The 23,083-nt window shown below is 55.3% G+C and carries 19 protein-coding genes and 1 tRNA gene; 8 read left to right on the forward strand and 12 right to left on the reverse strand.

Annotated features, from left to right (window positions below):
* The first annotated feature begins 89 nt into the window (after window positions 1–89).
* Window positions 90–944, forward strand: coding sequence for an ABC transporter substrate-binding protein (locus tag QOY30_RS07380; RefSeq protein WP_283743986.1), 855 nt, complete (start codon window positions 90–92; stop codon window positions 942–944).
* A complete protein-coding gene (locus QOY30_RS07385; RefSeq protein WP_283743987.1) occupies window positions 941–2,884 on the forward strand; it encodes an ATP-binding response regulator in 1,944 nt (647 codons plus the stop codon). Before QOY30_RS07380 ends, QOY30_RS07385 begins: the two co-directional genes overlap by 4 nt.
* A 52-nt stretch (window positions 2,885–2,936) precedes the next feature.
* Here the strand turns inward: QOY30_RS07385 and QOY30_RS07390 are convergent, their stop codons facing one another.
* From QOY30_RS07390 to recJ, 11 genes are all read right to left on the reverse strand, one after another.
* Window positions 2,937–3,509 (reverse strand): Tll0287-like domain-containing protein, encoded by a 573-nt coding sequence (locus tag QOY30_RS07390; protein ID WP_283743988.1) that lies wholly within the window; start codon window positions 3,507–3,509, stop codon window positions 2,937–2,939.
* A gap of 59 nt (window positions 3,510–3,568) precedes the next feature.
* Window positions 3,569–3,763, reverse strand: a complete 195-nt coding sequence (locus QOY30_RS07395; protein WP_283743989.1) for a YgaP family membrane protein — start codon at window positions 3,761–3,763, stop codon at window positions 3,569–3,571.
* Between the two features lie 260 nt (window positions 3,764–4,023).
* Window positions 4,024–4,218: a YgaP family membrane protein gene (locus QOY30_RS07400; protein ID WP_283743990.1), complete on the reverse strand. Its 195-nt coding sequence runs from the start codon at window positions 4,216–4,218 to the stop codon at window positions 4,024–4,026.
* An 84-nt stretch (window positions 4,219–4,302) separates the two neighbouring features.
* On the reverse strand, window positions 4,303–4,968 hold the full coding sequence (locus tag QOY30_RS07405; RefSeq protein WP_283743991.1) for a Crp/Fnr family transcriptional regulator: 666 nt from the start codon (window positions 4,966–4,968) through the stop codon (window positions 4,303–4,305).
* Window positions 4,969–6,471, reverse strand: a complete 1,503-nt coding sequence (gene lysS, locus QOY30_RS07410) for a lysine--tRNA ligase (protein WP_283743992.1) — start codon at window positions 6,469–6,471, stop codon at window positions 4,969–4,971.
* 188 nt (window positions 6,472–6,659) lie between these two features.
* The gene (locus QOY30_RS07415) at window positions 6,660–9,425 is read right to left on the reverse strand and encodes an AAA family ATPase (RefSeq protein ID WP_283743993.1); all 2,766 of its coding nucleotides are present in this window, start codon (window positions 9,423–9,425) and stop codon (window positions 6,660–6,662) included.
* Between the two features lie 90 nt (window positions 9,426–9,515).
* The gene (locus QOY30_RS07420; protein ID WP_283743994.1) at window positions 9,516–10,241 is read right to left on the reverse strand and encodes a hypothetical protein; all 726 of its coding nucleotides are present in this window, start codon (window positions 10,239–10,241) and stop codon (window positions 9,516–9,518) included.
* A gap of 190 nt (window positions 10,242–10,431) precedes the next feature.
* A complete protein-coding gene (locus QOY30_RS07425) occupies window positions 10,432–11,691 on the reverse strand; it encodes a hypothetical protein (RefSeq protein ID WP_283743995.1) in 1,260 nt (419 codons plus the stop codon).
* Between the two features lie 3 nt (window positions 11,692–11,694).
* Window positions 11,695–12,799 (reverse strand): peptide chain release factor 2 gene (gene prfB, locus QOY30_RS07430; RefSeq protein WP_283743996.1). Its coding sequence is split into 2 segments (ribosomal slippage): window positions 11,695–12,717 and window positions 12,719–12,799, totalling 1,104 coding nucleotides; the frame shifts between segments, so codons are not numbered across the junction.
* A gap of 83 nt (window positions 12,800–12,882) precedes the next feature.
* The gene (locus tag QOY30_RS07435) at window positions 12,883–14,145 is read right to left on the reverse strand and encodes an MgtC/SapB family protein (protein ID WP_283743997.1); all 1,263 of its coding nucleotides are present in this window, start codon (window positions 14,143–14,145) and stop codon (window positions 12,883–12,885) included.
* 2 nt (window positions 14,146–14,147) lie between these two features.
* A complete protein-coding gene (gene recJ, locus QOY30_RS07440; protein WP_283743998.1) occupies window positions 14,148–15,878 on the reverse strand; it encodes a single-stranded-DNA-specific exonuclease RecJ in 1,731 nt (576 codons plus the stop codon).
* Between the two features lie 103 nt (window positions 15,879–15,981).
* On the opposite strand from recJ, the gene QOY30_RS07445 reads away from it, so the two are divergent.
* Window positions 15,982–17,214: an aspartate kinase gene (locus QOY30_RS07445; RefSeq protein WP_283743999.1), complete on the forward strand. Its 1,233-nt coding sequence runs from the start codon at window positions 15,982–15,984 to the stop codon at window positions 17,212–17,214.
* 45 nt (window positions 17,215–17,259) lie between these two features.
* Window positions 17,260–17,353 (forward strand) — tRNA-Ser (locus QOY30_RS07450).
* Window positions 17,354–17,576: 223 nt separating this feature from the next.
* Here the strand turns inward: QOY30_RS07450 and QOY30_RS07455 are convergent.
* The gene (locus tag QOY30_RS07455; RefSeq protein ID WP_283744000.1) at window positions 17,577–18,101 is read right to left on the reverse strand and encodes a TIGR02281 family clan AA aspartic protease; all 525 of its coding nucleotides are present in this window, start codon (window positions 18,099–18,101) and stop codon (window positions 17,577–17,579) included.
* A 415-nt stretch (window positions 18,102–18,516) separates the two neighbouring features.
* On the opposite strand from QOY30_RS07455, the gene QOY30_RS07460 reads away from it, so the two are divergent.
* The 4 genes from QOY30_RS07460 to gspG all read left to right on the forward strand — a co-directional run bounded on the left by QOY30_RS07460 (window position 18,517) and on the right by gspG (window position 23,067).
* Window positions 18,517–20,286 (forward strand): ATP-binding protein, encoded by a 1,770-nt coding sequence (locus QOY30_RS07460; RefSeq protein WP_283744001.1) that lies wholly within the window; start codon window positions 18,517–18,519, stop codon window positions 20,284–20,286.
* A gap of 159 nt (window positions 20,287–20,445) precedes the next feature.
* A complete protein-coding gene (locus QOY30_RS07465) occupies window positions 20,446–21,090 on the forward strand; it encodes a response regulator (RefSeq protein ID WP_283744002.1) in 645 nt (214 codons plus the stop codon).
* Between the two features lie 530 nt (window positions 21,091–21,620).
* Entirely contained in the window at window positions 21,621–22,598 is a 978-nt protein-coding gene (locus tag QOY30_RS07470) for a sensor histidine kinase (RefSeq protein ID WP_283744003.1), read from the forward strand.
* Between the two features lie 22 nt (window positions 22,599–22,620).
* Window positions 22,621–23,067 (forward strand): type II secretion system major pseudopilin GspG, encoded by a 447-nt coding sequence (gene gspG, locus QOY30_RS07475; protein ID WP_283744004.1) that lies wholly within the window; start codon window positions 22,621–22,623, stop codon window positions 23,065–23,067.
* The last annotated feature ends 16 nt before the right edge of the window (window positions 23,068–23,083 follow it).

Below are 23,083 nucleotides of genomic sequence, written 5' to 3' on the forward strand. Positions count from 1 at the left end.
TTCAGCGACTTTCAAACAATAGCCGGGCAGCTTTTAAGCATCCGATCCCTCGCTTTACCAGCCGGATAATCTCCGCACTGCTGGTGAGTGTGTCTTTCTGTTTTCTTCCGGCGCAAGCTGCACCGCTACATGTCACGGTGATGTTGAGCGAGGAGGGCGGCGCGTACCAGGCATTCAGTGATTCATTGCGTAGCCAATTGCAAACTGACAGGATCGCGTTGAACATACAACGAGCCAACGAGTCATTGGGCACGTCCGATCTTTACATTGCTGTCGGCATGAAGGCTGCCGCAATACTGGCTTCCAGAGATGTTCCCAGCCTCAGCGTGCTCGTTTCCAGGGCCGGGTACGAACAATTGAAGCACACCTCAGTGCAGCATGGCAAAGCGCACTCCGCCATTTTTCTTGATCAACCGATGGACAGGCAAGTGGCATTGTTATTGGCGGCGCTGCCCGCCACGCTAAATGTTGGAGTGCTTTACGCTGCCCCGCAACCTGAACTTCAAAATTTGCGTCATCTGTTGGCGGGTAGAAGCATACGTTTGCATGAGCAAATAGTCGACAAGTCGCAATCGCTGAACGATGCGCTGGAGAGCGTATTGAATGTCAGTGAAGTTCTCTTCGTACTGCCTGATTCCGGGATTTATAACGCTGGAACGATGCGCAATATCCTGTTGACGGCATACCGCAAACAGGTTCCGCTGATGGGAATCTCGCAGTCCTATGTCAAAGCCGGTGCCTTGTGTGCGGTTTTCACCACGCCGGAACAATTCGCTGAGCAAACGGCGGGCCTGATTGAGAAATATGCCGAATCGGGAAAACTGCCGGAAGCTCAATATCCGGCCACATTCGATGTTTCAGTCAACAAGCAAGTGGCGCGTTCGCTTGAAATACATATCAAGGATGCAGATCAACTGCGCGATGAAATCAGGAGAGCTCAATGAAGCGGCATGGAATTGAAAGGCAAATGGTGGCCGTGACGGTCATTCCGATTCTGATCCTGGCCTTGTTGCTGGAAGGCTATTTCACCTACGCACGATTTGCAGATCGTGATCGTGCCCTTCTGGGACGCGCCAGACTGATCGTTCGCCAGCTCGCTTTGACCGCTGAATACCCGGTTTTTTCCGGCAATCAGTCGTTGTTGCAGCAACAAGTGGATTTGGCATTCAAACAAAGGGATATTCGTTCCATCTCCGTGATGGATGCCAATTCGAAATATCTGGCAGGTGCAGGGGATATTTCCAATATCAACGAATTTGAGTTTTTGGAAAAATTGTCATCCAGGGATAGTGATCTCGTGGTTTTTCATGAAGACAACAATGCCATCTGGCTTTATCAGTCCATCGTGGCCACGCAGATCAAACTTGATGACATGGGTGGCGGCAATGCAGGGAATCTGCCCAACAAGTTATTGGGTAGCGTATTCGTCGAAATTGGCAAAGACAGATTGAATAGCGAAAAATTCGAGATGTTGAGTTTCAATCTGTTCATATTGTTTCTCGTGTTGATGGTTACCGTGCTGATCGCCATGCGCATGTCCCGACGCATCATTTTCCCGGTGATGGAGATGGGCAAAGGTGTGCGTCGCATCGGGGATGGGCATCTGGATACGCAGATCACCGGAAGCAAAATACAGGAACTCGATGCGCTCGCTTCGGGCATTAACGAAATGGCGCGCCAGTTGCAGCATGATCGGAATACTTTGCAGCAGCGTATCGATGACGCCACACAAGAACTGCGCCGAAAAAAGGAAGAGGCGGAGAGGGCCAACTTCGACAAGAGCCGTTTTCTTGCGGCAGCGAGCCACGATCTGAGACAACCCATGCATGCGCTTGGACTGTTCATCGGTGAATTGCACAGCAGGCTGGATACCCAGGAACAGCACAAGATCGCGAACAAGGTCGAGGAATCGGTTGAGGCACTATCCAGCCTGCTTGATTCGTTGCTGGATATTTCCAAGCTGGATGCCGGCATAGTCATTCCACAGATACAAAGTGTCGATATCGATGCAATGACCAAGCGTCTGGCACAGGATTTTGTGACAGTAGCGCAACGCAAAAATATCACTTTGCGCTTCCACAGCATTAGCGCCATGGTAATGAGTGATCCGGTGCTGCTGGAACGGATCCTGCTCAACCTGCTGAGCAATGCGATTCGCTACACGCCGCAGAACGGCACGGTTCTGCTTGCGTGCCGACTGCGCAGCGATAATGTTCGCATCGAAATTCGCGACAACGGAATCGGCATTCCGCCGGAAGAGCAACAGAACGTTTTTCACGAATTCGTGCAACTCGAAAACAGTGCGCGCGACCGCAGCAAGGGAATCGGGCTTGGACTTGCGATTGTGGATAGGCTTTCCAGGCTGTTGCATCATCCTCTGACTCTGCGCTCGGCGCCGGGTCAGGGTTCAACGTTTTCCATTACCGTCCCTCGCGTATTTGGTATAGATGACTTGCTTGCAGAGCCGCAAGCGCCTGTTGCAGCGTTGTACAAACATGACAGGCTGGAAAACCTCCGGGTGTTGGTGGTGGACGACGATACGCTGGTACGCTTTAGCACTGCAGGCATTCTTGAATCATGGGGGTGTCACGTTTCGGTTGCCGAGAACCTGCAAGATGTGATGGAAAAATATGGGGATGCATGCTTCGATCTGGTGATCTGCGACTATCGTCTCCCGGACGGGGACGGTTTGATGTTTGTTGAACTGATTAAAGAACAATGCGAGATACAACCTGCATTCATTCTTGTCAGCGGCGACACTGCTCCTGAAATCCTGCAGGCTGCGAAGCAATGCGGGGTGCACTTGATATACAAACCGGTGCGCCCTGCCAAGCTGCGCTCGCTGATGCTCTTTCTGTTGAGAAAGGCCGGAGAATCGGTCTGAATCAGTATGTTTGAGCGTGAGTTCCCTGCGACCGGGGCGCAGGGAGGGGCAGTTACAGAGGGCGTTTGATGCTTACACCGCCTCGAACCTCGCCGGGCGTATAGCCGGTTGCCTGGTCATAAGGATAATCTTCGGCCAGACGCGCCTTGACGCCGTCAGAAAGCTGTTCCCCGGTTCCATGGCAGACAACGCAACCTTGCTGCAGGACGATCCCTTTCATGTAACGGAAATACTTTCTGTTCGGCTCGTTCACGATCTCCGCAGACTCGAGCATTTCGGGTTTTTCTCCCTGAGCCAAACGGGCTTCAAATTGCTTCAAAGTTTTTTGCTCCCACTCATCTGCTGTGCCGAGCAGCGGATTGCGTACCTTGAGGCTGACGCGGGTGATTTTGATGCCGTGCTGACGCGACAGATCGTTTGCCGTTCCGGGAGCTATTTCTTTACAGACTTTGATGGCAGATTCCGGACCGCCTTCCATGAGGGCTTTTTTGTTTTCGGCCATGAGTTTCTGCATGAAAGATGCGACGATTGCCCGGCTTTCATCCTCGTATTTTCCAAGGTCGTCTGCCAGCGCCGGTGCCGCGGAAAGTACAAGCAGCGTGTACAGGACAAATTTGTTGCGCATGAATTTTCCCCAATAAAAAACGCCCGGCATTAGCGCGGGCGTGGTGTACGTTCGAGCAATTATTTGTTTTCCATCGGGCAAGTATTCATGCCGAATATTGCATAGGCCGGGCAGAACTTGAAGACGCCGGTCAGCAAGGGAACAACGCCTATCCAGCCCCATACGCCGATCATGCCAGCCAGTGTGGCGCCGATCAGAGCCAGACCAACGACGATACGCAGGATACGGTCGATACCACCAACGTTGAGTTTCATTGTTTTCTCCTTGGATGAGGTTAGAGGAGTTGTCAGAATAGGCGGAAAGTACAGGTGTGTCTGTGACATAGATCACACATCTGAAAGCTGGAGTTCAGCAGCACTGCACGCTGGAGTCGAACGCAGTTTCATGTGATGCGCAAACCGGCAAGCGCGGTTGTCTCCGCTCACCGGTTTTTTCTGCAGCAGAACCTCGATGGAAATATCCAATGCTTAACGCATGGCTTGCTCGTTCTGGGCAATTTCGGGTTTGAAACGGATTATTTTTTTTCCAGCGGGCAGGTTTGCAAACCGAAAATGGCATAAGCCGGGCAGAACCTGAAGATGCCGGTCAGCAAGGGAACAACACCTATCCAGCCCCACACTCCGATCATGCCGGAGAGTGTCAGCCCGACAAGAGCCAGACCTATTACAACGCGCAGGAAACGATCGATACCGCAAACGTTGAATCTCATGTTTTCTCCCTTGATGTGATAGCAGGAAGACACAGGATAGGCTCAAAAAGGCCGGTTGTCTGCTAAAAGATACCGCCCCGCGGATTAAAGTTCAGCGAAGTGCTGAAGAGCGGACTTATCAGTGACTTCGATAAGTTCTCGTGACAGCATCACCCAGCCCTGATCGGCAAATCCCTTCAGCAAGCGACTGACGATCTCGCGTGCGCTGCCGAGTTCGTCGGCCAGGGCTTGATGTGTCGTATGTAGCGGGTTGGGTTTCGCAACAAGCAGGGCGGCGAGACGTTGATCCAGTTTCTGGAAGGCGACCGCGGAAACCAGCTGCATCAGGTCAGTCAGGCGGTCGGAGAAGAGGTGAAACACATAATTGCGGAACGCGTCATTTTTTGCCAGCAACGCGTGAAATGAAGGAGCGGGCAACACCACCATTTCCAGCGACTGTTCGACGATTCCTCGCGCCTGATAGCGCGTATGTCCAAGCAGACAACTGCTGGTGAGGATGCAACTTTCACCGGGTGCGATACGGTAGAGTTGCAATTCACGCCCGTTCGGGGCAGTTTTGATGACACGAATGCTGCCGGAAAGCAGCATAGGAAAGCCCTGGCAAGGTTGGTTCTCGTCGAATACTACTGTTCCCGCCACCAGCGGCATGACCATCGCAGCAGCCAACAACGCATCCAATTCCGCTGCCGGCAGCTCGGCCAGCGTCGGGTAGAGCTGCAATACACGAGTGCGAAGATCCGGGGTCAGCATTTATTCCGGCCGCATGTGCGGGAACAAAATCACATCCCGGATATTGGCGCTGTCGGTGAGCAGCATCACCAGGCGGTCGATGCCGATGCCTTGTCCGGCCGTTGGCGGCAGGCCGTATTCCAAAGCGCGGACAAAATCGCTGTCCTTGAACATTGCTTCTTCATCCCCCGCATCTTTTGCAGCCACCTGCGCATCGAAGCGGGCTTCCTGATCTTCCGCATCGTTCAATTCGGAGAAGCCGTTGGCGATCTCGCGCCCGACGATGAACAGCTCGAAACGTTCGGTGATCTCGGGATGGGCGTCGCTGCTGCGCGCCAGCGGCGAAACTTCGATCGGATAATCGATGATGAAGGTAGGCTCGAACAAGTGTGACTCAGCCAGTTCCTCGAACAGGGAAAGCTGCAAGCCGCCGATACCGTCTTCGGGTTTGTATTTCGCTTTCAGGTCCTGCAGTTCGTTGATGAGGAACTCTCGGTTGTTCAACTGCGCATCGGTGAACTGCGGATGATATTTCTGGACGGCCTGCACCATGGTCAGACGGTGGAAAGGTTTTCCCAGGTCCAGTTCCTTGCCCTGATACGTGATGACGGTGGTGCCCAGCACTTTGAGCGCCACTTCGGCGAACAGCTTTTCGGTGAAACCCATCAGGTACTTGTAATCGCGATAGGCCTCGTAGAACTCGATCATGGTGAACTCGGGGTTGTGACGGGTGGAAACCCCCTCGTTGCGGAAGTTGCGGTTGATCTCGAATACTTTCTCGAAGCCGCCCACGACCAGGCGTTTCAGGTACAGTTCAGGCGCAATGCGCAGATACATCTTCATATCCAGGGCATTGTGATGTGTTTCGAAGGGCTTGGCCGATGCCCCGCCGGGAATGGGATGCATCATCGGCGTTTCCACTTCCAGATAGCCGTGCCGCACGAAGAAATCGCGGATGGCCTGGATGATCCGGGTGCGGGCGACGAAGACTTTGCGCGAATCCTCGTTGGTGATGAGATCGAGGTAGCGCTGGCGGTATTTCTGTTCCTGATCGGACAGGCCGTGAAATTTTTCCGGTAGCGGACGCAGCGCCTTGGTCAGAAGACGTACTTGTGTTACACGCACAGAAAGCTCGCCGGTCTTGGTTTTGAACAGCACGCCGACCGCGCCGAGTATGTCGCCAAGATCGTAATGTTTGAACTCGGCATGCGCCTCTTCGCCGACCTCGTTATTGCTGATGAACAGCTGGATGCGTCCACTCATGTCCTGGATAGTGGCGAAGCTGGCCTTGCCCATCACGCGCTTCAGCATCATGCGTCCGGCAACGGCAACCGGTATCTGCGCAGCTTCCAGTTCGTCGTGTGTCTTCTCGCCGAAATCGGCATGCAGATCGCCTGCCAGGTTCTGGCGGTCGAAATCGTTGGGGAAGGCTACGCCTTTCTCACGGATCGCCTTCAACTTGGCGCGGCGTTCCGCAATGATCTGGTTCTCGTCCTGGACTGGGATAATGGGTTCGTTGCTCATGGTGATATGGATAGTGGGTTAATTTTTTTGCGGCGTGAAATATAGCACAGGGGCGGGGTTTTCAGGACTACAGATACCCCTGCCGACCTCCGTTTTTGACTCCGCTCCGTCCCTTTGGTTGCAGCCCGGCAGGAGTGTTGGCAAGGCATGGTCGATGGTGGGAGGGCTGTTGAGCCTTGATGTGCATCTCAAGACCGCTCGCGCACCAGCACCTTCACGCTCGGTGCCCAGGCGTCTGTCGGCTTCTTCTTGAAAGTCACCAGCGTGAGCATGGACGGGTCATACACGCCGACGTTGTGGGTAACCGGCGTGGTCAGCAGGTATTGGGCGCGGGTGGCCTTGAGGAACTTCGCCACACGTTCGATGTTGACGATGTCGAGGTGGGCGAAAGGTTCGTCGATGAACACGAAGCCGCCGGGACGGGATTCCTCCATCATCAGCGCCACCAGCAGGATCAGCGACTTCATTACCTGCTGTCCGCCGGACGCATCGCCGTCGTTCATGCCCATGTAGCCCTTGTCGTCGAAGTTGAAACGTACCGCGAGACCGGCCTGCGCGAGCGACAGGTCGTTGTTTTCGAGCAGCACCTGCTCGTGATCGACCTTGATGCCCGCCAGTTCGCCCAGCAGCTTGATGTTTTTCACGTAACGCCCGACGGTGTGGCGCAGCACCGCGATGTACTGCTCGCGTGCCGTCTCGGTCTGGGTGCGCGCCATTTCGTTGTCGCGGCGGCGTGTGGTGAGGTCGCCTTCCATGCGCCGGTAATCGTCGCGTATCTTGTCGCGCAGGGCGACCACGGTGTCGTCGGTCTCCCACGACTCTTCCTTGAAGCGGTATTCGATCTCTTCGATGCGGCGGTCTATGTTGGTGGTGTCGCGGAACTTCTCGGCGATCTGCTGGTTGGCTGACTCATCGCACCAGCCTGCCGGGAACTGCTTGCGGTTGTGGCGCAATGTTTGCAGGCGGCGGATTTGCTCCTCGCGTGCCGCACGGTTTTCTTTGCCGGAGATTTCTTTTTCCAGAGTTTGCAGCGCGAACTGGATTTTCTGCGAGCTGGTGTAGGCCGCAGTGACGGCCTTGTCGGCCTGTTCGCGCTCCTGCTGCGCCTGCAACACGGAGTTGTCGCGGCGGCGCAGTACCAGCGCATCGTAGTGCTTGCGTGCCTCGGCAAACTCCGCCGCACGGGCGGCGAGCTGCGCACTGGCGCTGACCCCGGCCAGTTGTGCCTGCTGGTTGCGGATGCGGGCCGTGAGGTCGTCGCGCTGTCCGCGCAACGGGGCGATGCTTTTCTCGATGCTGCTGCGTTGTTCGCGCAAGGCTTCCAGCCGCGCCTTGCCGAAGCGTGCCTGTTCCTGTGCGGCGTAACGCCCGCCACGGCGTTCGCGCAGATAGCCCTGGCGCGTGATCCAGTCTTCGCCGCGCGGCAGCTTGGCACCGGCCACGGCATCTTCCACGCGGCGTGTGCGTTCCAGCGTGTGCAACAGCCATTCCGGAACGGGCTTGGTGAAACGCACCACTTCCAGCAACGAGCCTTTTGGTGGAAGACCTGCAGGCATACAATCCGGCACGATGAAGTGGCGGTAGCGCAGCTTTTCGCCCAGCGCCATCGCTGCTTCCGTATCCTTCTCTTTTGCGAGCAGCACAATGTGCGCGGAAGGCGCGAGCACGGCCTCCACGGCGGCTTGCCAGGAGGGATCGGCAATCTCCACCACGTCGGCGAGCAGGTCATGCGCGATACCGGCCTGGGTCAAAGCCTGGCGGAAGGCAGCGACATCCACCGGATCGGCACGGCGTCCCGCAGCAAGGTTCTCCAGCATCTCGTCGAGCTGACGCAACTTTTGTTCCTGCTCCGCTATGCGCACCAGCAGGTTGGCGCGTTCGCTTTCCATGTGTTCGATTTCGCGCGCGTCGGCGAGCTTGCCGCTTTCTTTGGCTTGGGCCTGTTGTTCCAGACGCTTCTGCTGTTCAACGATGGTTTCCCAGCGCCCGAGTTCGCGGTTCAGTTCGTTCAGCGCGCGTTGCTGGTTCTGTTCGCTGTCGGTGGCGGCCTGGCGGCGCAGTTGCGCGGCTTCCAGCGCCTGTTGCTGCATCTGCAATTCCAGCTGCAATTCCTTGCGTTCGACGCGCTTGGCGCGCCACTCTTTGCGCATGGATTGCAGGGTGCGCCGCGCATTGTCGGTTTCTCGTTGCAGCAGGTAGTGCTCAAGGCGCGGGCGCGTCTCGGAGAACAGGTCGGTGCGCTCCTGGTTGAGGCGGTGCCACTCCAGATAGCGGTTCACCTTCTGCTCGTGCTTTTCCAGATTGTTGCCCAGCGCTTCCAGTTGGTTTTGTGCCGCATCCAGTTCGCGTGAAGTGTGTTCCTGATGGTGGCGCGCTTCCTGGTAGCGTTCCAGCACTTCCTTGTCGCCGAACACCTGGAACACCAGGTCGAGCAAGTCCTTGTGCGACAGTTCGCACAGCTTGTCGGTCTGGCCCTGTTCCAGCGACAGCACGCGGGCGATAGCGGGGGACAATCCGGCGCTGTGCAGGATGCGCTGGTAGTCGCGCACGCCGAACTCTTCCCCTTTCTGTTCGATCTCTTGCAGGCTCACTTCGCCGTCGGCGATCCAGTATTTGCGCGACCAGTCGCCGCCTTTCTTGTCGATGCGGCAGGCCAGCGTGATCTTGTCCTGCTGGTAGGGCAGGCGGAACGGGCGATAGCTCGCACCGGGCGGGCACCGGTTGTCCACCACGCCGCGCAGCCAGCAGAAGTCTTCGCCGTTGCGGCGCACGTAGCGTTTGTAATCGCGCTTCTTCGAGCATTCCAGCGCCAGCAGCGTACGCATAGCGTCGAGCAGCGTGGTCTTGCCGGAGCCGTTCGGTCCCGAGATTGTGATGATGGGTGCATCCAGCGGCAGCTTGAAATTGCGCCAGTAGTCCCAGTGGACTGTTTCCAGCTCCATCAACCTAAACATTAGGATCCCTCCATGAATTCATTTTGCGGGCGAATCGCGGCGTCGCGTGCTCGTTCGCGCCTCGCCTATCCATCAGATATGTCTCGTTGCTCACTGCGCGGCTCCTTGCGCTTCATCCCGCAAAAGTGAATTCCTGGACGAGTCCTCGTTATGCAACTCTTCAAGCGTGACATCGCGCAGGATGCCGCGCTGTTTCAGCAGATCGGATAGCGCGCCTTGCAGAATGCGCGGCGCCATCTCGGCGTAGTCGAAAGCGAGATCGAGCAGCGGCCCTTCGTGGATCACCTTGTTCTTGCGCTCGATGAAGCCGAGGCGCGACAGTTGCGGCAGCGCGAACTGTTGCAGGCGTGCCTTGCCGCCCAGCAGCTTGCCGTAGTCTTCCAGCAGCAGGTTTTCGGCGATGCCGCGCGAGGCCTCGTGCGCGAGGGGGGTGAGTTTTACGGTCTCGAACATCTCGCCTTGTTCTTCCTTCTGCGTGGCTTCACCGGACAGTTGACGTTCGCGCTTGGGCAGGATGATCAGCGCCCACAGAATCACCAGCAGCGCCACGGCATCCTTGGGCAGGCCGAGGTTGCTGGATTGCCAGGTGTCGTTCTGCTCGAACACAGCGCTTTCGCATTCACGCGTGAGGGCGATGCCGACATGGGCAGAGAAGGGGTGCGCCAGCAGGCGCAGGCCGCTGGCGGCGAGGCGTTGTTCCACTTCGTCGCGGAAGCTGGCATCGACCAGCAGGCGGCGCACTTCCTTGTCTTCGCGCGGCAGGTAGCGCAACGCCAGGAGGCGTGCGATCAGGCGGGCGGCGTGATCCTGGTTCATGTTGAATTCCTCAGTAAATCAGATGGAGATGGTGAAGTTGAAAAATGCGGCACCAGTCCTCCGTTCGTGGTGAGCCTGTCGAACCATGATCGGAGGACGGCAGACATCTGCGGCTCGCATAGATGCCCTTCGACAAGCTCAGGGCGAACGGATATTTCCAAATATTCGGAAAATGATTCGGGCGCCAGGTTCATGCCCTACTTTCCGGTTCGATGTAGCCGTCGCTCATGGCGGCAACTTCATCGCGTCCTATGGTTTTCAGTTCCAAACTTTCATTCCAGCGCAGGCTCAATGGCAGGTGCGCCAAAGGAGCCAGTTCGGGATCGACGTTTTGTTCACCGAGGAAAGACAGCAGCGACAGGCGATACGAGGCATCGCTGAAATTGCCGCCGACGATGCCGTCGGCCAGATTCATCGGCGCGTCCAACCCGGCCAGCAGGCGCGTCAGCGCAGCCAGTTGATAGGGCGGTTCATGCTGGATGTCGTCCACGTATTCAACTTCGGCGGGGGCTGGCATGGCGGAGACGCGGCGGTTGGGCTGTTCGCGTGCGACGAATTCCTCGGTGTTGTCCAGCATCACGTCGGGCAGGATGAAAGTGCATTCGGGCGTAATCGAAAGTTGTTCGGCGGCGAGACCAGCCAGTTCGTCCACATTGCGCTCCTTGAGCCATGCCGCGAGTTCGGAGGAACTGAGGCCGCCGTGCGACAGGTGCACCTGCTGGCGCGAGATTTCGGCCAGCTCGCGCTGAAATACCGACGACATGCGCATGATGCGTGACTGGCGCGAACCGATCTCCTGCGCGAGTCGCCAGCTGGCATCGTCGGCAAAGCCATCGGCGGAGAGATTGCGCAACACTTCGTTGGCTTTTTCCATCCACTGCCACACCGAGGCCAGTTTGCTCTGTGCGGCACGCAGGCGAAACTCGGAGCCTGAGGCGACGGCTTGCGAGAATTCTTCTTCCAGTTCGGCCAGCCGCGCGAGCAGGTGCGCCAATGCTTCCGGCGACAGCTTGCCCACGGCAGCGCCGGCTGCGATCTGGGCGGCAAAGAATTCGCCGTCCTGTTCGGTGCTGAACGACAGCAGGCTGGAAAGCGAGGACAGCACCATGCGTCCGGCGGAGGAGATCTGGTAAACGTGGCGCTCGTTGTCCCACAACAGCAACTCGTGATCGCGCAGGCGGCCGAGCACGGTGTTGAGCTTGGACTGGTTGATGAAGGCGAAGTGACTTTGCAGATCGCGCGGCGTCCATTCCGGCGCACTGGCGCGCAAGCCGATTTCGCGCAGCACCATCAGTCGCACCATCACTTCGTCGTCGCCGCCGCGGAACAGCGCGATCATCGCACCAATCAGCGGCTTGGCTTCAAACAGGGGAAAGAACTGCGGCACGTCGGCGGGTTCAACCCCGTCGACAAAAAACTCGGCGAGTCCGTTGTCTTGCTGCACGGACATGAATTAAACGCCTTGCTTCAGGCTGGCCTCGATGAAGGGATCGAGATCGCCGTCGAGCACCTTTTGCGTGTTGGAGATTTCGACGTTGGTGCGCAGGTCCTTGATGCGGGACTGGTCGAGCACGTAGGAGCGGATCTGGTGGCCCCAGCCCACGTCGGTCTTGGTTGCTTCCAGCTTGTCGGATTCGGCCTGGCGCTTGCGCAACTCAAGTTCGTACAGGCGCGACTTCAGCATGGACATCGCCTCGGCCTTGTTGCGGTGCTGCGAACGGTCGCTTTGACATTGCACAACGGTGTTGGTCGGGATGTGGGTGATGCGGATGGCTGAGTCGGTCTTGTTGATGTGCTGACCACCCGCGCCGGACGCGCGGAAGGTGTCGATGCGCAAATCGGCAGGGTTGATGTCCACTTCGATGGAATCATCCACTTCGGGGGAAACAAACAGGCTGGCGAAGGAGGTGTGGCGGCCGCCCGAGGAATCGAAAGGCGACTTGCGTACCAGGCGGTGCACGCCGGTTTCGGTGCGCAGGTGGCCATAAGCGTATTCCCCCTCGACTTTGAGCGAGGCGCTGCGGATACCGGCGACATCGCCGTCGGTCTGTTCCAATATCTCGGTCTTGAAACCCTTGCGTTCGCAATATCTGAGGTATTGGCGCAACAGCATCGAGGCCCAGTCGCAGGCTTCGGTGCCGCCGGCTCCGGCCTGGATGTCGATGAAGCAGTTGTTCGGGTCTGCCGGGTTGGAAAACATGCGGCGGAATTCGAGCGCGGCAACGCGCTTCTCGACATCTGCCACATCGGTGGCAATGCTCAACAGGCTGTCATCGTCATTCTCGGCCTGTGCCATTTCGAACAGTTCGGCCGCATCCTCGAGGTTCTGGCCGATCTGGGTCAGGCCGAACACCACGTCTTCCAGCGACTTGCGTTCGCGGCCCAATTCCTGAGCGCGTTTCGCGTCGTTCCAGATGGCGGGGTCTTCTGCGAGTACGGCGACTTCAGCTAAACGTTCCTGTTTGCCGTCGTAGTCAAAGATACCTCCGAAGTTCGACGTTGCGGGTACGCAAGTCTTGGATTTTATTCGTCAGGGCGTTGAGTTGTTCGGCTTCCATTTGTGTGTGTTCTATCGCTGCTTGGAAAGTCGGCGATTATACACGTCCTCAGCGTCGCAAAGGAGTCGAAGCCGTGCGCCGTGTCACAGGAATAGCAGGCCGAGCAAGACTCCGCCGGCCATGGCGAGGAAGCCGAAGGCAATGTGTTTGACCAGTGCCACGCCTCCAATGGAGGCGGCCATCCCGAACTTGAACACCATGTTGGAAAGATAAGCGAGCGCGATGGAGATGATCGCCTGGTTGCTGCTGATCTTCTGCAGATTGAACAGTCGCAAGCTGGATAAGGTGATCGCATCCATGTCGGTCAGGCCTGAGATGACGGCCACCATGTAGAGACCGCTGTTGCCGGCCACATCGGAAAGCCACGCGGCGCAAAGCAGCACGATCACGAAGAGCAGCCCGAAAGTCAGCGCGGCATGGATTTCGGTCGGGTTCGAGGTCTCTGGCATGGGCAATTCACCGGTATTCTTCAATCGTTTCCAGTTGAAAAAGGTGGCGCTCAAGCCGAACAGCAGTCCCAGCCCCATGACGGGGGCGAGTTGTCTGAGTATGGATGGAGAGACGAAGCCGCTGACGACAACGAGCCGGATCAACACGACCTGACTGGCGATCAGGATGACTACTGCCGACAGGCGCAACATGCCATCGTTGAGTTTGCTGTGTTTGGCATAGACCAGCGTTGTGGCCGTGCTGGAAACCAGTCCGCCCAGGAATCCCAGCAACGGCGCGCCATAACGCCGCCCCGTGATACGCAAAGCGACGTAACCCGCGAGACTCAAGCCGGAGATCAACACGACCATCATCCACGCCTGATACGGATTGAAAGCCTCATAAGGCCCGTAGTTCTGGTCGGGCAGGATGGGCAGAATGACAAAGGTAAGCACTGAAAACTGCAGAATGGAGACCAGGTCGCGACGCGTGAGCCGCTGGCTCATGCCCTGCAATTCGGGCTTGAAGTAGAGCAGGACGGTGGTAGTGATGGCGAGCATGACAGCCAGCTTGGAGTAGCCGAACCAAACCAGCACGCCGAGTGCAAAGCTGATGAGCAAGGCGGTAACAGTGGTGGTGCCGGGGTCGTTGTTCTCGGTGGGCGTGTTGATATAGGCAGCGATGATCATTCCTGCCACAGCCAGCAATCCGGCAGCGATTAACCAGGGTGTGTGGCCCTTGTCAGCCAGCAGCGCGACGAGCGTGCCGAACAGGGAGACCAGCGCGAACGTGCGCAACCCGGCTTTGGCCGAAGGATTGCGCTCGCGTTCGAGGCCGATGAGCAGGCCGATGGCGAGGCTGGTCAGAAACTGGGGCAGGGATTCGATACCGTTGCCCTGCAATAGAATCGACTCCACGTTCAATCTCCCGACCAGTGACGCACGATGAGCTGCAAGCTTGCGTTGCCATTGTATTCATTGACGCTCAGGCTGTATACCGCGTGGATATTGTCCGGGGCGGGCTCGGCTGAAAAGAAGCGGATGGCGTCGAAATTGCCGGCGGGCGAAGACAGTTTCAGTTTGAGATGCTTCTCGCCAACGATACGCTGAGTCTGTACGCGGAAATCACCCTCAAACAACGGTTCGGAAAAACCCTGTCCCCACACTTGGTGCTGCAGGTCCCGTGCAATGTTCAGCGAAAATTCGTTAGCTTCAAGTACCCCGTCCGTGGAAATTGTCTTCACCAGCGCATCTGCATCAAGCAGCTCCTGCGCAACGGATTCAAAAGCAACGCGGAAATCATGCAAATGTTCTTCGCGAATGCTCAAACCCGCCGCCATGGCGTGCCCGCCGAACTTCAGGATCAGGTGCGGATGGCGTTTGGATACCAGATCTAGCGCATCGCGCAGGTGCAGCCCGGCGATGCTGCGTCCAGAACCCTTGAGTTCCCCCGTTTGCGAACGGGCAAACGCGATCACCGGACGATGAAATTTATCCTTCAGGCGTGAGGCGAGGATGCCGATCACGCCCTGATGCCAATCTTCATTGAATAGCGAAAGTGAAAAGCCATCTTCCGGGTCGAAGGCATTGAGGGTGGCCAGCGCACTGTCCTGCATGTCGGCCTCGATGCCGCGCCGCTCATGATTCAAGGCGTCCAGTTTGGCCGCGATGTCGTCGGCTTCCGCGGCATCGTCGGTCAGCAGGCAACGGATGCCGAGCGCCATGTCTTCCAGCCGTCCTGCCGCATTCAGTCGCGGGCCGACGATGAAACCCAGCTCGTAGGACGTAACCTGTGCTGCTGGTCTGCGCGCCACGCGCAACAAAGCCTGAATGCCGGCGCAACTCCGACCGTGGCGGATACGCTGCAAGCCTTGCTGCACGAGAATGCGGTTGTTGTCGTCCAGCCTGACCACATCCGCGACCGTGCCGAGGGCGACCAGGTCGAGCAGGTTGCCGAGGTTGGGCTCCCCTCTCCCTCCGGGGGAGGGGCTGGGGGTGGGGGAAACACCGTTATTCGTAAATGCTCCTCTTGCCCGCATTTCCGCCCGCAAAGCCATCAGCACATAGAACATCACGCCCACACCTGCCAGGTTTTTGCTGGGAAAATTGCAGCCGGGCTGGTTGGGGTTGACGATGCACAGGGCATCCGGCAGGGCTTCTCCAGGTAAATGATGGTCGGTCACCAGTACTTGCATGCCCAGGCGTGTGGCTTCTGCCACGCCTTCCACGCTGGCGATACCGTTGTCTACCGTGAGCAGAATATCCGGTTCGGATTGTTTGGCCAGACGCACGATCTCCGGCGTCAATCCGTACCCATACTCGAAGCGATTGGGGACGATGAACTCGACCCTTGCGCCGAGTGCACTTAGCCCACGCATGCCTACCGTGCAGGCTGTCGCACCATCGGCATCGTAATCGGCCACGATCAGCAATTTCTTTTTGTCGGCGATTGCGTCGGCCAGCAAGCTAGCCATTGCTTCCGCATTTTTCAGCAGGGAAAAAGGCAGCAGATGTTTGATGTCGGTGTCCAGCTGTGCCGGATTCAGGATGCCGCGCGCCGCGTAGATGCGTGCCAGCAAAGGTGTCAGCCCGGATTGAACCAGGAACTGGGCGGTATCGGCTGGGTAGGAACGTTGGGTGATTTTGCTCATGGGTAGTGGTTGCTGGTTTTTTACAGTGTAGCAGAGGGGTAATCGTCTTTTTGCGCCAGTTCAGTTAGAATGCCGCCCACTTTTAAATCGACGCAGGCATATCGTGGCATTGATAGTTCAGAAATACGGCGGCACTTCCGTCGGCAGTCCGGAGCGCATCAAGAATGTTGCGCAGCGCGTAGCAAAATACAAGGCTCAGGGGCATCAGGTCGTGGTCGTGGTTTCCGCCATGAGCGGGGAGACCAATCGCCTGATCGCACTGGCCAAGGAAATCCAGAAACACCCCGATCCGCGCGAACTCGATGTGATCATCTCTACCGGTGAGCAAGTGACTATCGGGCTGCTCTCGATGGCACTCAAGGAAGTCGGCCTGGAAGCCAGGAGTTACACGGGTGCGCAGGTCAAGATATTGACCGACAGTGCCTTTACCAAAGCACGCATCCTGAGTATCGATGAACAGAACATCCGCACGGATCTGGCCAATGGCAACGTGGTCGTGGTGGCGGGGTTCCAGGGGATGGACGAGGCAGGTAACATCACCACGCTGGGACGCGGCGGATCCGATACCACGGGCGTGGCCATTGCTGCCGCGCTACGTGCCGACGAATGCCAGATCTACACCGACGTGGATGGCGTCTACACCACTGATCCGCGCATGGTGCCGGAAGCGCGCCGCCTGAAAAGCATCACCTTCGAAGAGATGCTGGAGATGGCGAGCCTGGGTTCCAAGGTGCTGCAGATACGCTCGGTCGAGTTCGCCGGCAAATATAAAGTCAAATTGCGTGTGCTCTCCAGTTTTACCGAAGAGGGCGAAGGTACGCTGATCACTTTCGAGGAAGGCAATAAAATGGAACAGGCAATCATTTCAGGGATCGCGTTCAATCGCGATGAAGCGAAGATCACCGTACGCGGTGTGCCGGACAAGCCCGGTATCGCTTACCAGATCCTCGGCCCGGTCAGCGAATCCAATATCGATGTGGATATGATCATCCAGAACGTCGGCGTGGACGGTTTGACTGACTTTTCCTTCACCGTGCATCGCAACGAGTTCAACAAGGCGATGGAAATCCTGAAGGGCAAGGTGCAGCCGCACATCGGGGCACGCGACGTCATCGGTGACAACAAGACGGCTAAAGTCTCGGTGGTAGGTGTCGGTATGCGTTCGCATGTGGGTATTGCCAGCAAGATGTTTCGTACCCTGGCGGAGGAAGGGATCAATATTCAGATGATTTCCACCTCCGAAATCAAGATTTCCGTGGTCATCGACGAGAAATATCTGGAACTGGCAGTGCGAGTACTGCACAAAGCTTTCGATCTGGATCAGGAAAATACATAAATCGTTTGACCGCCTAGCCTCTAATCAGTATTATTCGCGGCCTTCGGAGAGGTGGCCGAGTGGTCGAAGGCACGCCCCTGCTAAGGGCGCATACGAGCTTAAACTTGTATCGAGGGTTCGAATCCCTCCTTCTCCGCCAAGTAGTCTGAGCCCTTCCCTGTGAAGGGCTTTTTCTATGGTGGAAGCCCACAGCACATCGTCTGCTGCACTATGCCTGCATCCATTGCGTAACAGTTGGCTGGAAATTTATCGTTTCTTGCTGGCACTTTCTCTGAAAGCTGCTTGCTAGTGGGAGTTCCAGAACAATGCTGGCTGCCTGTTTTGATTTCCGGAAATGATGACCTCCCAAGTCACTCCAAATCCTAATTGGAAATGAACATCACATCTTCCTGTTGATTGATTTTCATGCGTCTCAGCACGTTCATGCCGAGCAAAGCATCAACGGTCAGAGACGGCAATATGTTTACAGTCACATCATTAAGGTGAAAGGTTCCGAATGACAGTCTCGGGATGGTCACCGAACAGGTCCGAACCACACCATTGCCAGTTGCGACAAGGCCAGCTCCGGTGCAGCTCTTGATTCCGGCATTTCTTGCAACACGCTCCGAAATCGTCGTGACTGAAGCGCCTGTATCCACGACAAAAGTGACCGGCAAGTCGTTAATCGAGCCTTGCGTGGTAAAGCTGTGATGGGCATTCAAATACAATGTCAGGTTGCCATGTTCGTTGATGGGCTGGTCGTTCGCGCTTGACAACACCTGCGCATTCTCTGCGCATTTCGTGCCGCTATAAGTCACTTTTCCGTGGTCGTCGCATTTGTATACTGCTGCCATCAATTCGGAGGGCAATAATATGCAAACCAGCCCGGCCAGGATGAGTCTGAGCATCGATAGTTTGAAGGATAAAACAGAATTGCGCTGTGGCGTTTTAATCAATACAGGTACATGCATGGCAATATCCGATCATGTGCAATGTCAAATTTAATGAACCTTCAGGATAGGCAAAATTTACTCCGATATTGGCAAAGCAGCCAGCAGGTCGATATGCTGTCGCCCTGCATCGGATACCCATTATCAACGGACTATATGCTGTGTCTGGATCGGCAAATGCAATCAAGTTAGCCTTCAGAGGTGTCTGTATTTTCCGCCGGTATTCTGCCGATTTTCCTTGGCGTGTAAGCCGGGATTTTCTATATCCATAGTATTCAGTAGGTAATTCCCCTCCTCTTGCTAACCGCAAGCATTTGGTCTAACTTAATTAAAGGCACGAAGTACCGCTGAAGAGACGGGGGGAGCATTCTGAATGTACAGCCCTAAAAAATTGCTGGCTACATTGATCATTTCAGTCTTTGCTGCTGAGTTATTGATCATGAGTGCGTTGAGCCTGCTTGAACCCATCCCTCAATGGTTTGAAAACTCTCTGGATGCTTTCCTGCTGGTTGTCCTGGTTTTCCCAATTCTCTATTTTCGGGTATTCATGCCCTTAAAAAGGCTTAATGCAGAATTGGAGGCAAGGACTAAAGATGCCGAATCGGCCAATCGTGCCAAAAGTGCCTTTATGGCCAATATCAGTCACGAGATACGTACTCCACTGCACGTCCTTATTGGCTTGGGCCAGCTATTGCGCCGCGATCCTGCTCATCCCGTGCAATTGCAACGGCTCGAACAGCTATGTGCCACTTCGGACCATTTGCTCGCCCTCGTCAATGACTTTCTTGATTTGTCCAAAATTGAGTCGGGTCGATTCGTTTTCGATAATAGTATCTTCCGCCTCGGAACAGTCATGGACCAGGTGGAGGAAGTCATCGGGCAGTTGGCTTTCGGCAAAAACCTGACGTTAAAAATCGATATTTCGCCGTCGTGTTCCAATGCGACTCTGCGTGGCGATTCACTTCGCTTGTCGCAGATTCTGATTAATCTCGGTGGTAACGCCGTAAAATTCAGCGATCAGGGAACAATACATATTAGCGTCTCAATTATCGCAGAGACTGCATCCAGCCTGAGATTGCTTTTCAGCGTGCTGGACAGCGGAATCGGTATCGCTCAGGAGGATCAGGCGCGTATCTTTCTTCCTTTCGAGCAAATTGACGGTTCTATCACTCGCGAATACGGCGGCACAGGTTTGGGACTGGCTATCTGTCAGCGGCTTGTTTCATTGATGGGCGGCAGGATATGGGTTGATAGTCAGCCTGGGGTGGGAAGCACTTTCAGCTTTGAAATTACGATGCCGCGTGAATATAGTGTTCTTGAAGCCACAAGCATTATGCCAAATGTCCCGGATCTTTCAGGCCTGCGGGTGCTGGTTGCAGAAGATCATCCTCTGAGCCAGGAAATCATTCTCGAGATGCTGGAAGACCTGGGTTGCATTGCTGTAATCGCTACAGACGGAGTGGAGGCGATCGAATGCGCCTTGGCTCATGACTTTGACCTGATTCTGATGGATATGCAGATGCCGAAGATGGACGGATTGGCGGCAACCCGCATCATTCGTACTTTGCCAGGACATCGAGACAAGCCCATTATCGCCCTGACTGCAAATGCCTTTGTCGAGGATCGTCAGCGCTGTCAGGATGCCGGGATGAATGACCACATTAGCAAGCCCGTTACGCCAGCCAAACTTGCCTACGCCCTAAGCAAATGGCTTCCCGATCTGGTCGTTCCATGCGACGAGAATGTGTACTGCGAGTGTGAATTGAGCGATGCGCTCACGAAAATTTCCGGGTTGGATGTGGCTGTATCCTGGTGGCGTTCTCCGGAACGGTTGGCAGATTATTGCGCCCTGCTGAACAAGTTTGTGAAGCTGCACGGCCAGGATATATCTCTACTGAGAGAACATCTGGCAGTCGGCGAACTTTATGCCGCGCATGCGATTGCACACAACCTTAAAGGGATTGCAGGCCTGATCGGGGCCAAGCGAGTCGAGTCTTTGGCCGATGAGATGGTGCAAGCGCTGCGTTCCGGTTCGGATAATGTTGATATTGTGGAAATGGAAGGCGCATGTGAGGCCGAGCTGGCCCGGCTCAGGGTGGCAATTCGCACTTTACCGCTAACAGCAGAATCACTTGCGAAATGATCCCACAATGGGTTAATGATTACTTGAAGGCGAATCGGCAGGTAAAATCCAAACGATTTCAGTGCGCGGTGATTCAGGCCAATGTGAAAATATTGGAGATCTCCGAATTTATGCTATAAAACATCTCAGGCCAGCATTCTTCTTCCTGGAGACTACCTCATGAAAGTGCGTGTACTTCTCGTAGATGATCACAAGATGTTCCGTTATGCGCTCAGGCTCATTCTTGAAAAAGAACCACATATCGAAATTGTGGGTGAGGCGGGGGACGGACAGGAGATGCTCGCCCTGGCGCGCAAAATTGTACCCGACGTGGTTTGCATGGATATTTCCATGCCGCATATGGATGGCATCGATGCGACACGGCGCCTTCTTGCTATCAACTCATCGATCAGAATCATAGGCCTGTCTGCGTACGCAGATCAGTATTATGTGATGGAAATGATGAACGCGGGTGCGGCCGGATATATTACCAAGGCCGAATCCGTGGATGAAATCATGCGCGCCATCAATACCGTGCATCACAGCCAGAAAAAATATCTATGTCCGGACATTGCGGCACATGTCGTGGACGCAGTATTCAAACCGGCAACTCAAGAAACAACTGTCGCAAAGCTCAGTCATCGGGAGCAACAAGTACTGCATCTGGTCGCCGAGGGTTGCTCCTCATCCAGCATTGCACAACAGCTACAATTGTCGTCATCAACGGTGGAGGTACACCGTCGAAACATTATGCACAAGCTTAACCTGCATAGCATTGCCGACTTGACCAAGTATGCCATTCGCAACGGCATCACTAGTGGTTGATCTTCAGTAAGCTTTGATGAGTCTGCGCTGGAACCTGCGCGGTTTCACCGCGCACTGCTTGTTCTGTCCAACGTTTAAATATTCATCCCAGAATCAGCCTACTTAATTCATGGTCAAACTTGCCCCTGAATCCTGCCCGTTTAAGTGGTATCGCCATACCTTCTCACCAAAAGTACGCACCCCTGCGCAATGGTTATGCCTTTCATTAGTGGAATTGAGTAGTTGCGTCGTTCTATTACTACCATGAACCTTGCATGGTTTTGATCGAAACATACCGAATACACTGTAGACACTACTCTGACTTATCTACCTGATTACCGTATTTTACTTAGGAGAATACCCAAGTTCGGGTATTGAGGAGATTTTGCCAAATTGATTAGATTGACTCCGCCGCGTTTGATAAATGTTTTCGTGCACACACAGAAATTCGGGGGGCAATATGCACAACGCAAAAGAAATCTGTTCGATGTGTAATGTTGTATTTATCCCGGCACGTTTGCAACAGTCGATATTTTAGTTGCCGAATTGCCATGGAACAGCTAATCCAACAGTCTGATATTCAGCCTTCCGTGAATGGATTACAACAGCAAACGGAAGCTGTAAATTTTTCCATTACACCGTTTCCCTCGGATTTTGGCTTGACCAAATCGATACGGAAGCAATTAAGAAACGAAGTATCGGCCACAAAAAATCGCAGTTCGGCCTTGCCGGATTTGTATGGGGGCGAAGCCCAAAAATTACTGGGCGCGATGAAGTTGGAAGAAGCATTGCTCAGATCCCGGGAAGAATTGCGGCAGATATCGATGCAGTTGTTGACCATTCAGGAAAACGAACGGCAGCGCATCGCTGCGGATTTGCATGACGGGATAGGCCAGTCATTGAGCTTGATCAAACTGTCACTGGAATCGGTGATGCAACAGGTAGAAACCGGAGAACGCCGGGAAGCAGTGGAGTCGTTGCAACAGTTGAGTCATAAAGTAAAAGAAACGATGGCTGAACTGCACCGCACAACCATGGATATGCGCCCGGCGATGCTTGATGATTTGGGCATTATCCCTACCTTGTCATGGTTCTTCCGGGAGTTTGAATCGGCTTGGCACGACAGGAAAGTCGAGAAGGATGTCAGCATCGCGGAAAGCGATGTGCCTGTCCCTCTCAAGGCGCCCATTTTCCGCATTCTGCAAGAGGCGATGAACAATATCGTCAAGCATGCCAGAGCCGATAATGTCCATGTAAGCCTGAAAAGAACAGGCGATATTCTTCAACTTTCGATCACGGATAACGGGCGAGGATTCGATCTTCGCGAAGCATCTGCCCGGCGTGGATCGGACCATGGATTTGGCCTGTTTACGATGAAAGAACGTGCCAGATCTTCGGGGGGCTCGTTCGAGATGCACTCTGCACTTGAGTCGGGAACCAGGATTCTCGTTTTATGGCGGTTCGCAAATCACACAGATGGTGAAGACTCGGGTGGATATGACCGAGCACGTGATTTATCCAACGCTTGAAACTCGTATAAAGGAGCTAAAAATGCCGAGACATAGAGCCTTGGTTTTTTCCAGCATGGATCCTTGTGCAAGTTGCGGGTTCACTTTGCTGGAACTGCTGGTGGTCATGGTCATCATCGGATTGCTCGCAGGTTATGTCGGCCCAAGATATTTTTCCCAAATCGGCAAATCTGAAGTCAAAGTGGCACGTGCGCAGATCGATGCCTTGGGTAAAGCGCTGGATCAGTTCAGGCTGGATACCGGGCACTATCCAACCATGGAAGAGGGCTTGGGAGGGCTGGTTACGCGTTCATCCAGCGAACCAAAATGGGACGGCCCTTACCTGACAAAGAACGTTCCCGCCGATCCCTGGGGCAATCCCTACGTTTTCAAAATTCCCGGGGATCATGGCGAGTACGACCTTTTGTCGTATGGCAAAGATGGACAGCCGGGCGGTGAAGGAGAAGCGGCTGACATCACCAATTGGTAGACCTCGGAAAAAATCA

Origin of the sequence: Sideroxydans sp. CL21 (assembly GCF_902459525.1) — a bacterium.
In the GTDB taxonomy this organism is placed as follows: domain Bacteria; phylum Pseudomonadota; class Gammaproteobacteria; order Burkholderiales; family Gallionellaceae; genus Sideroxyarcus.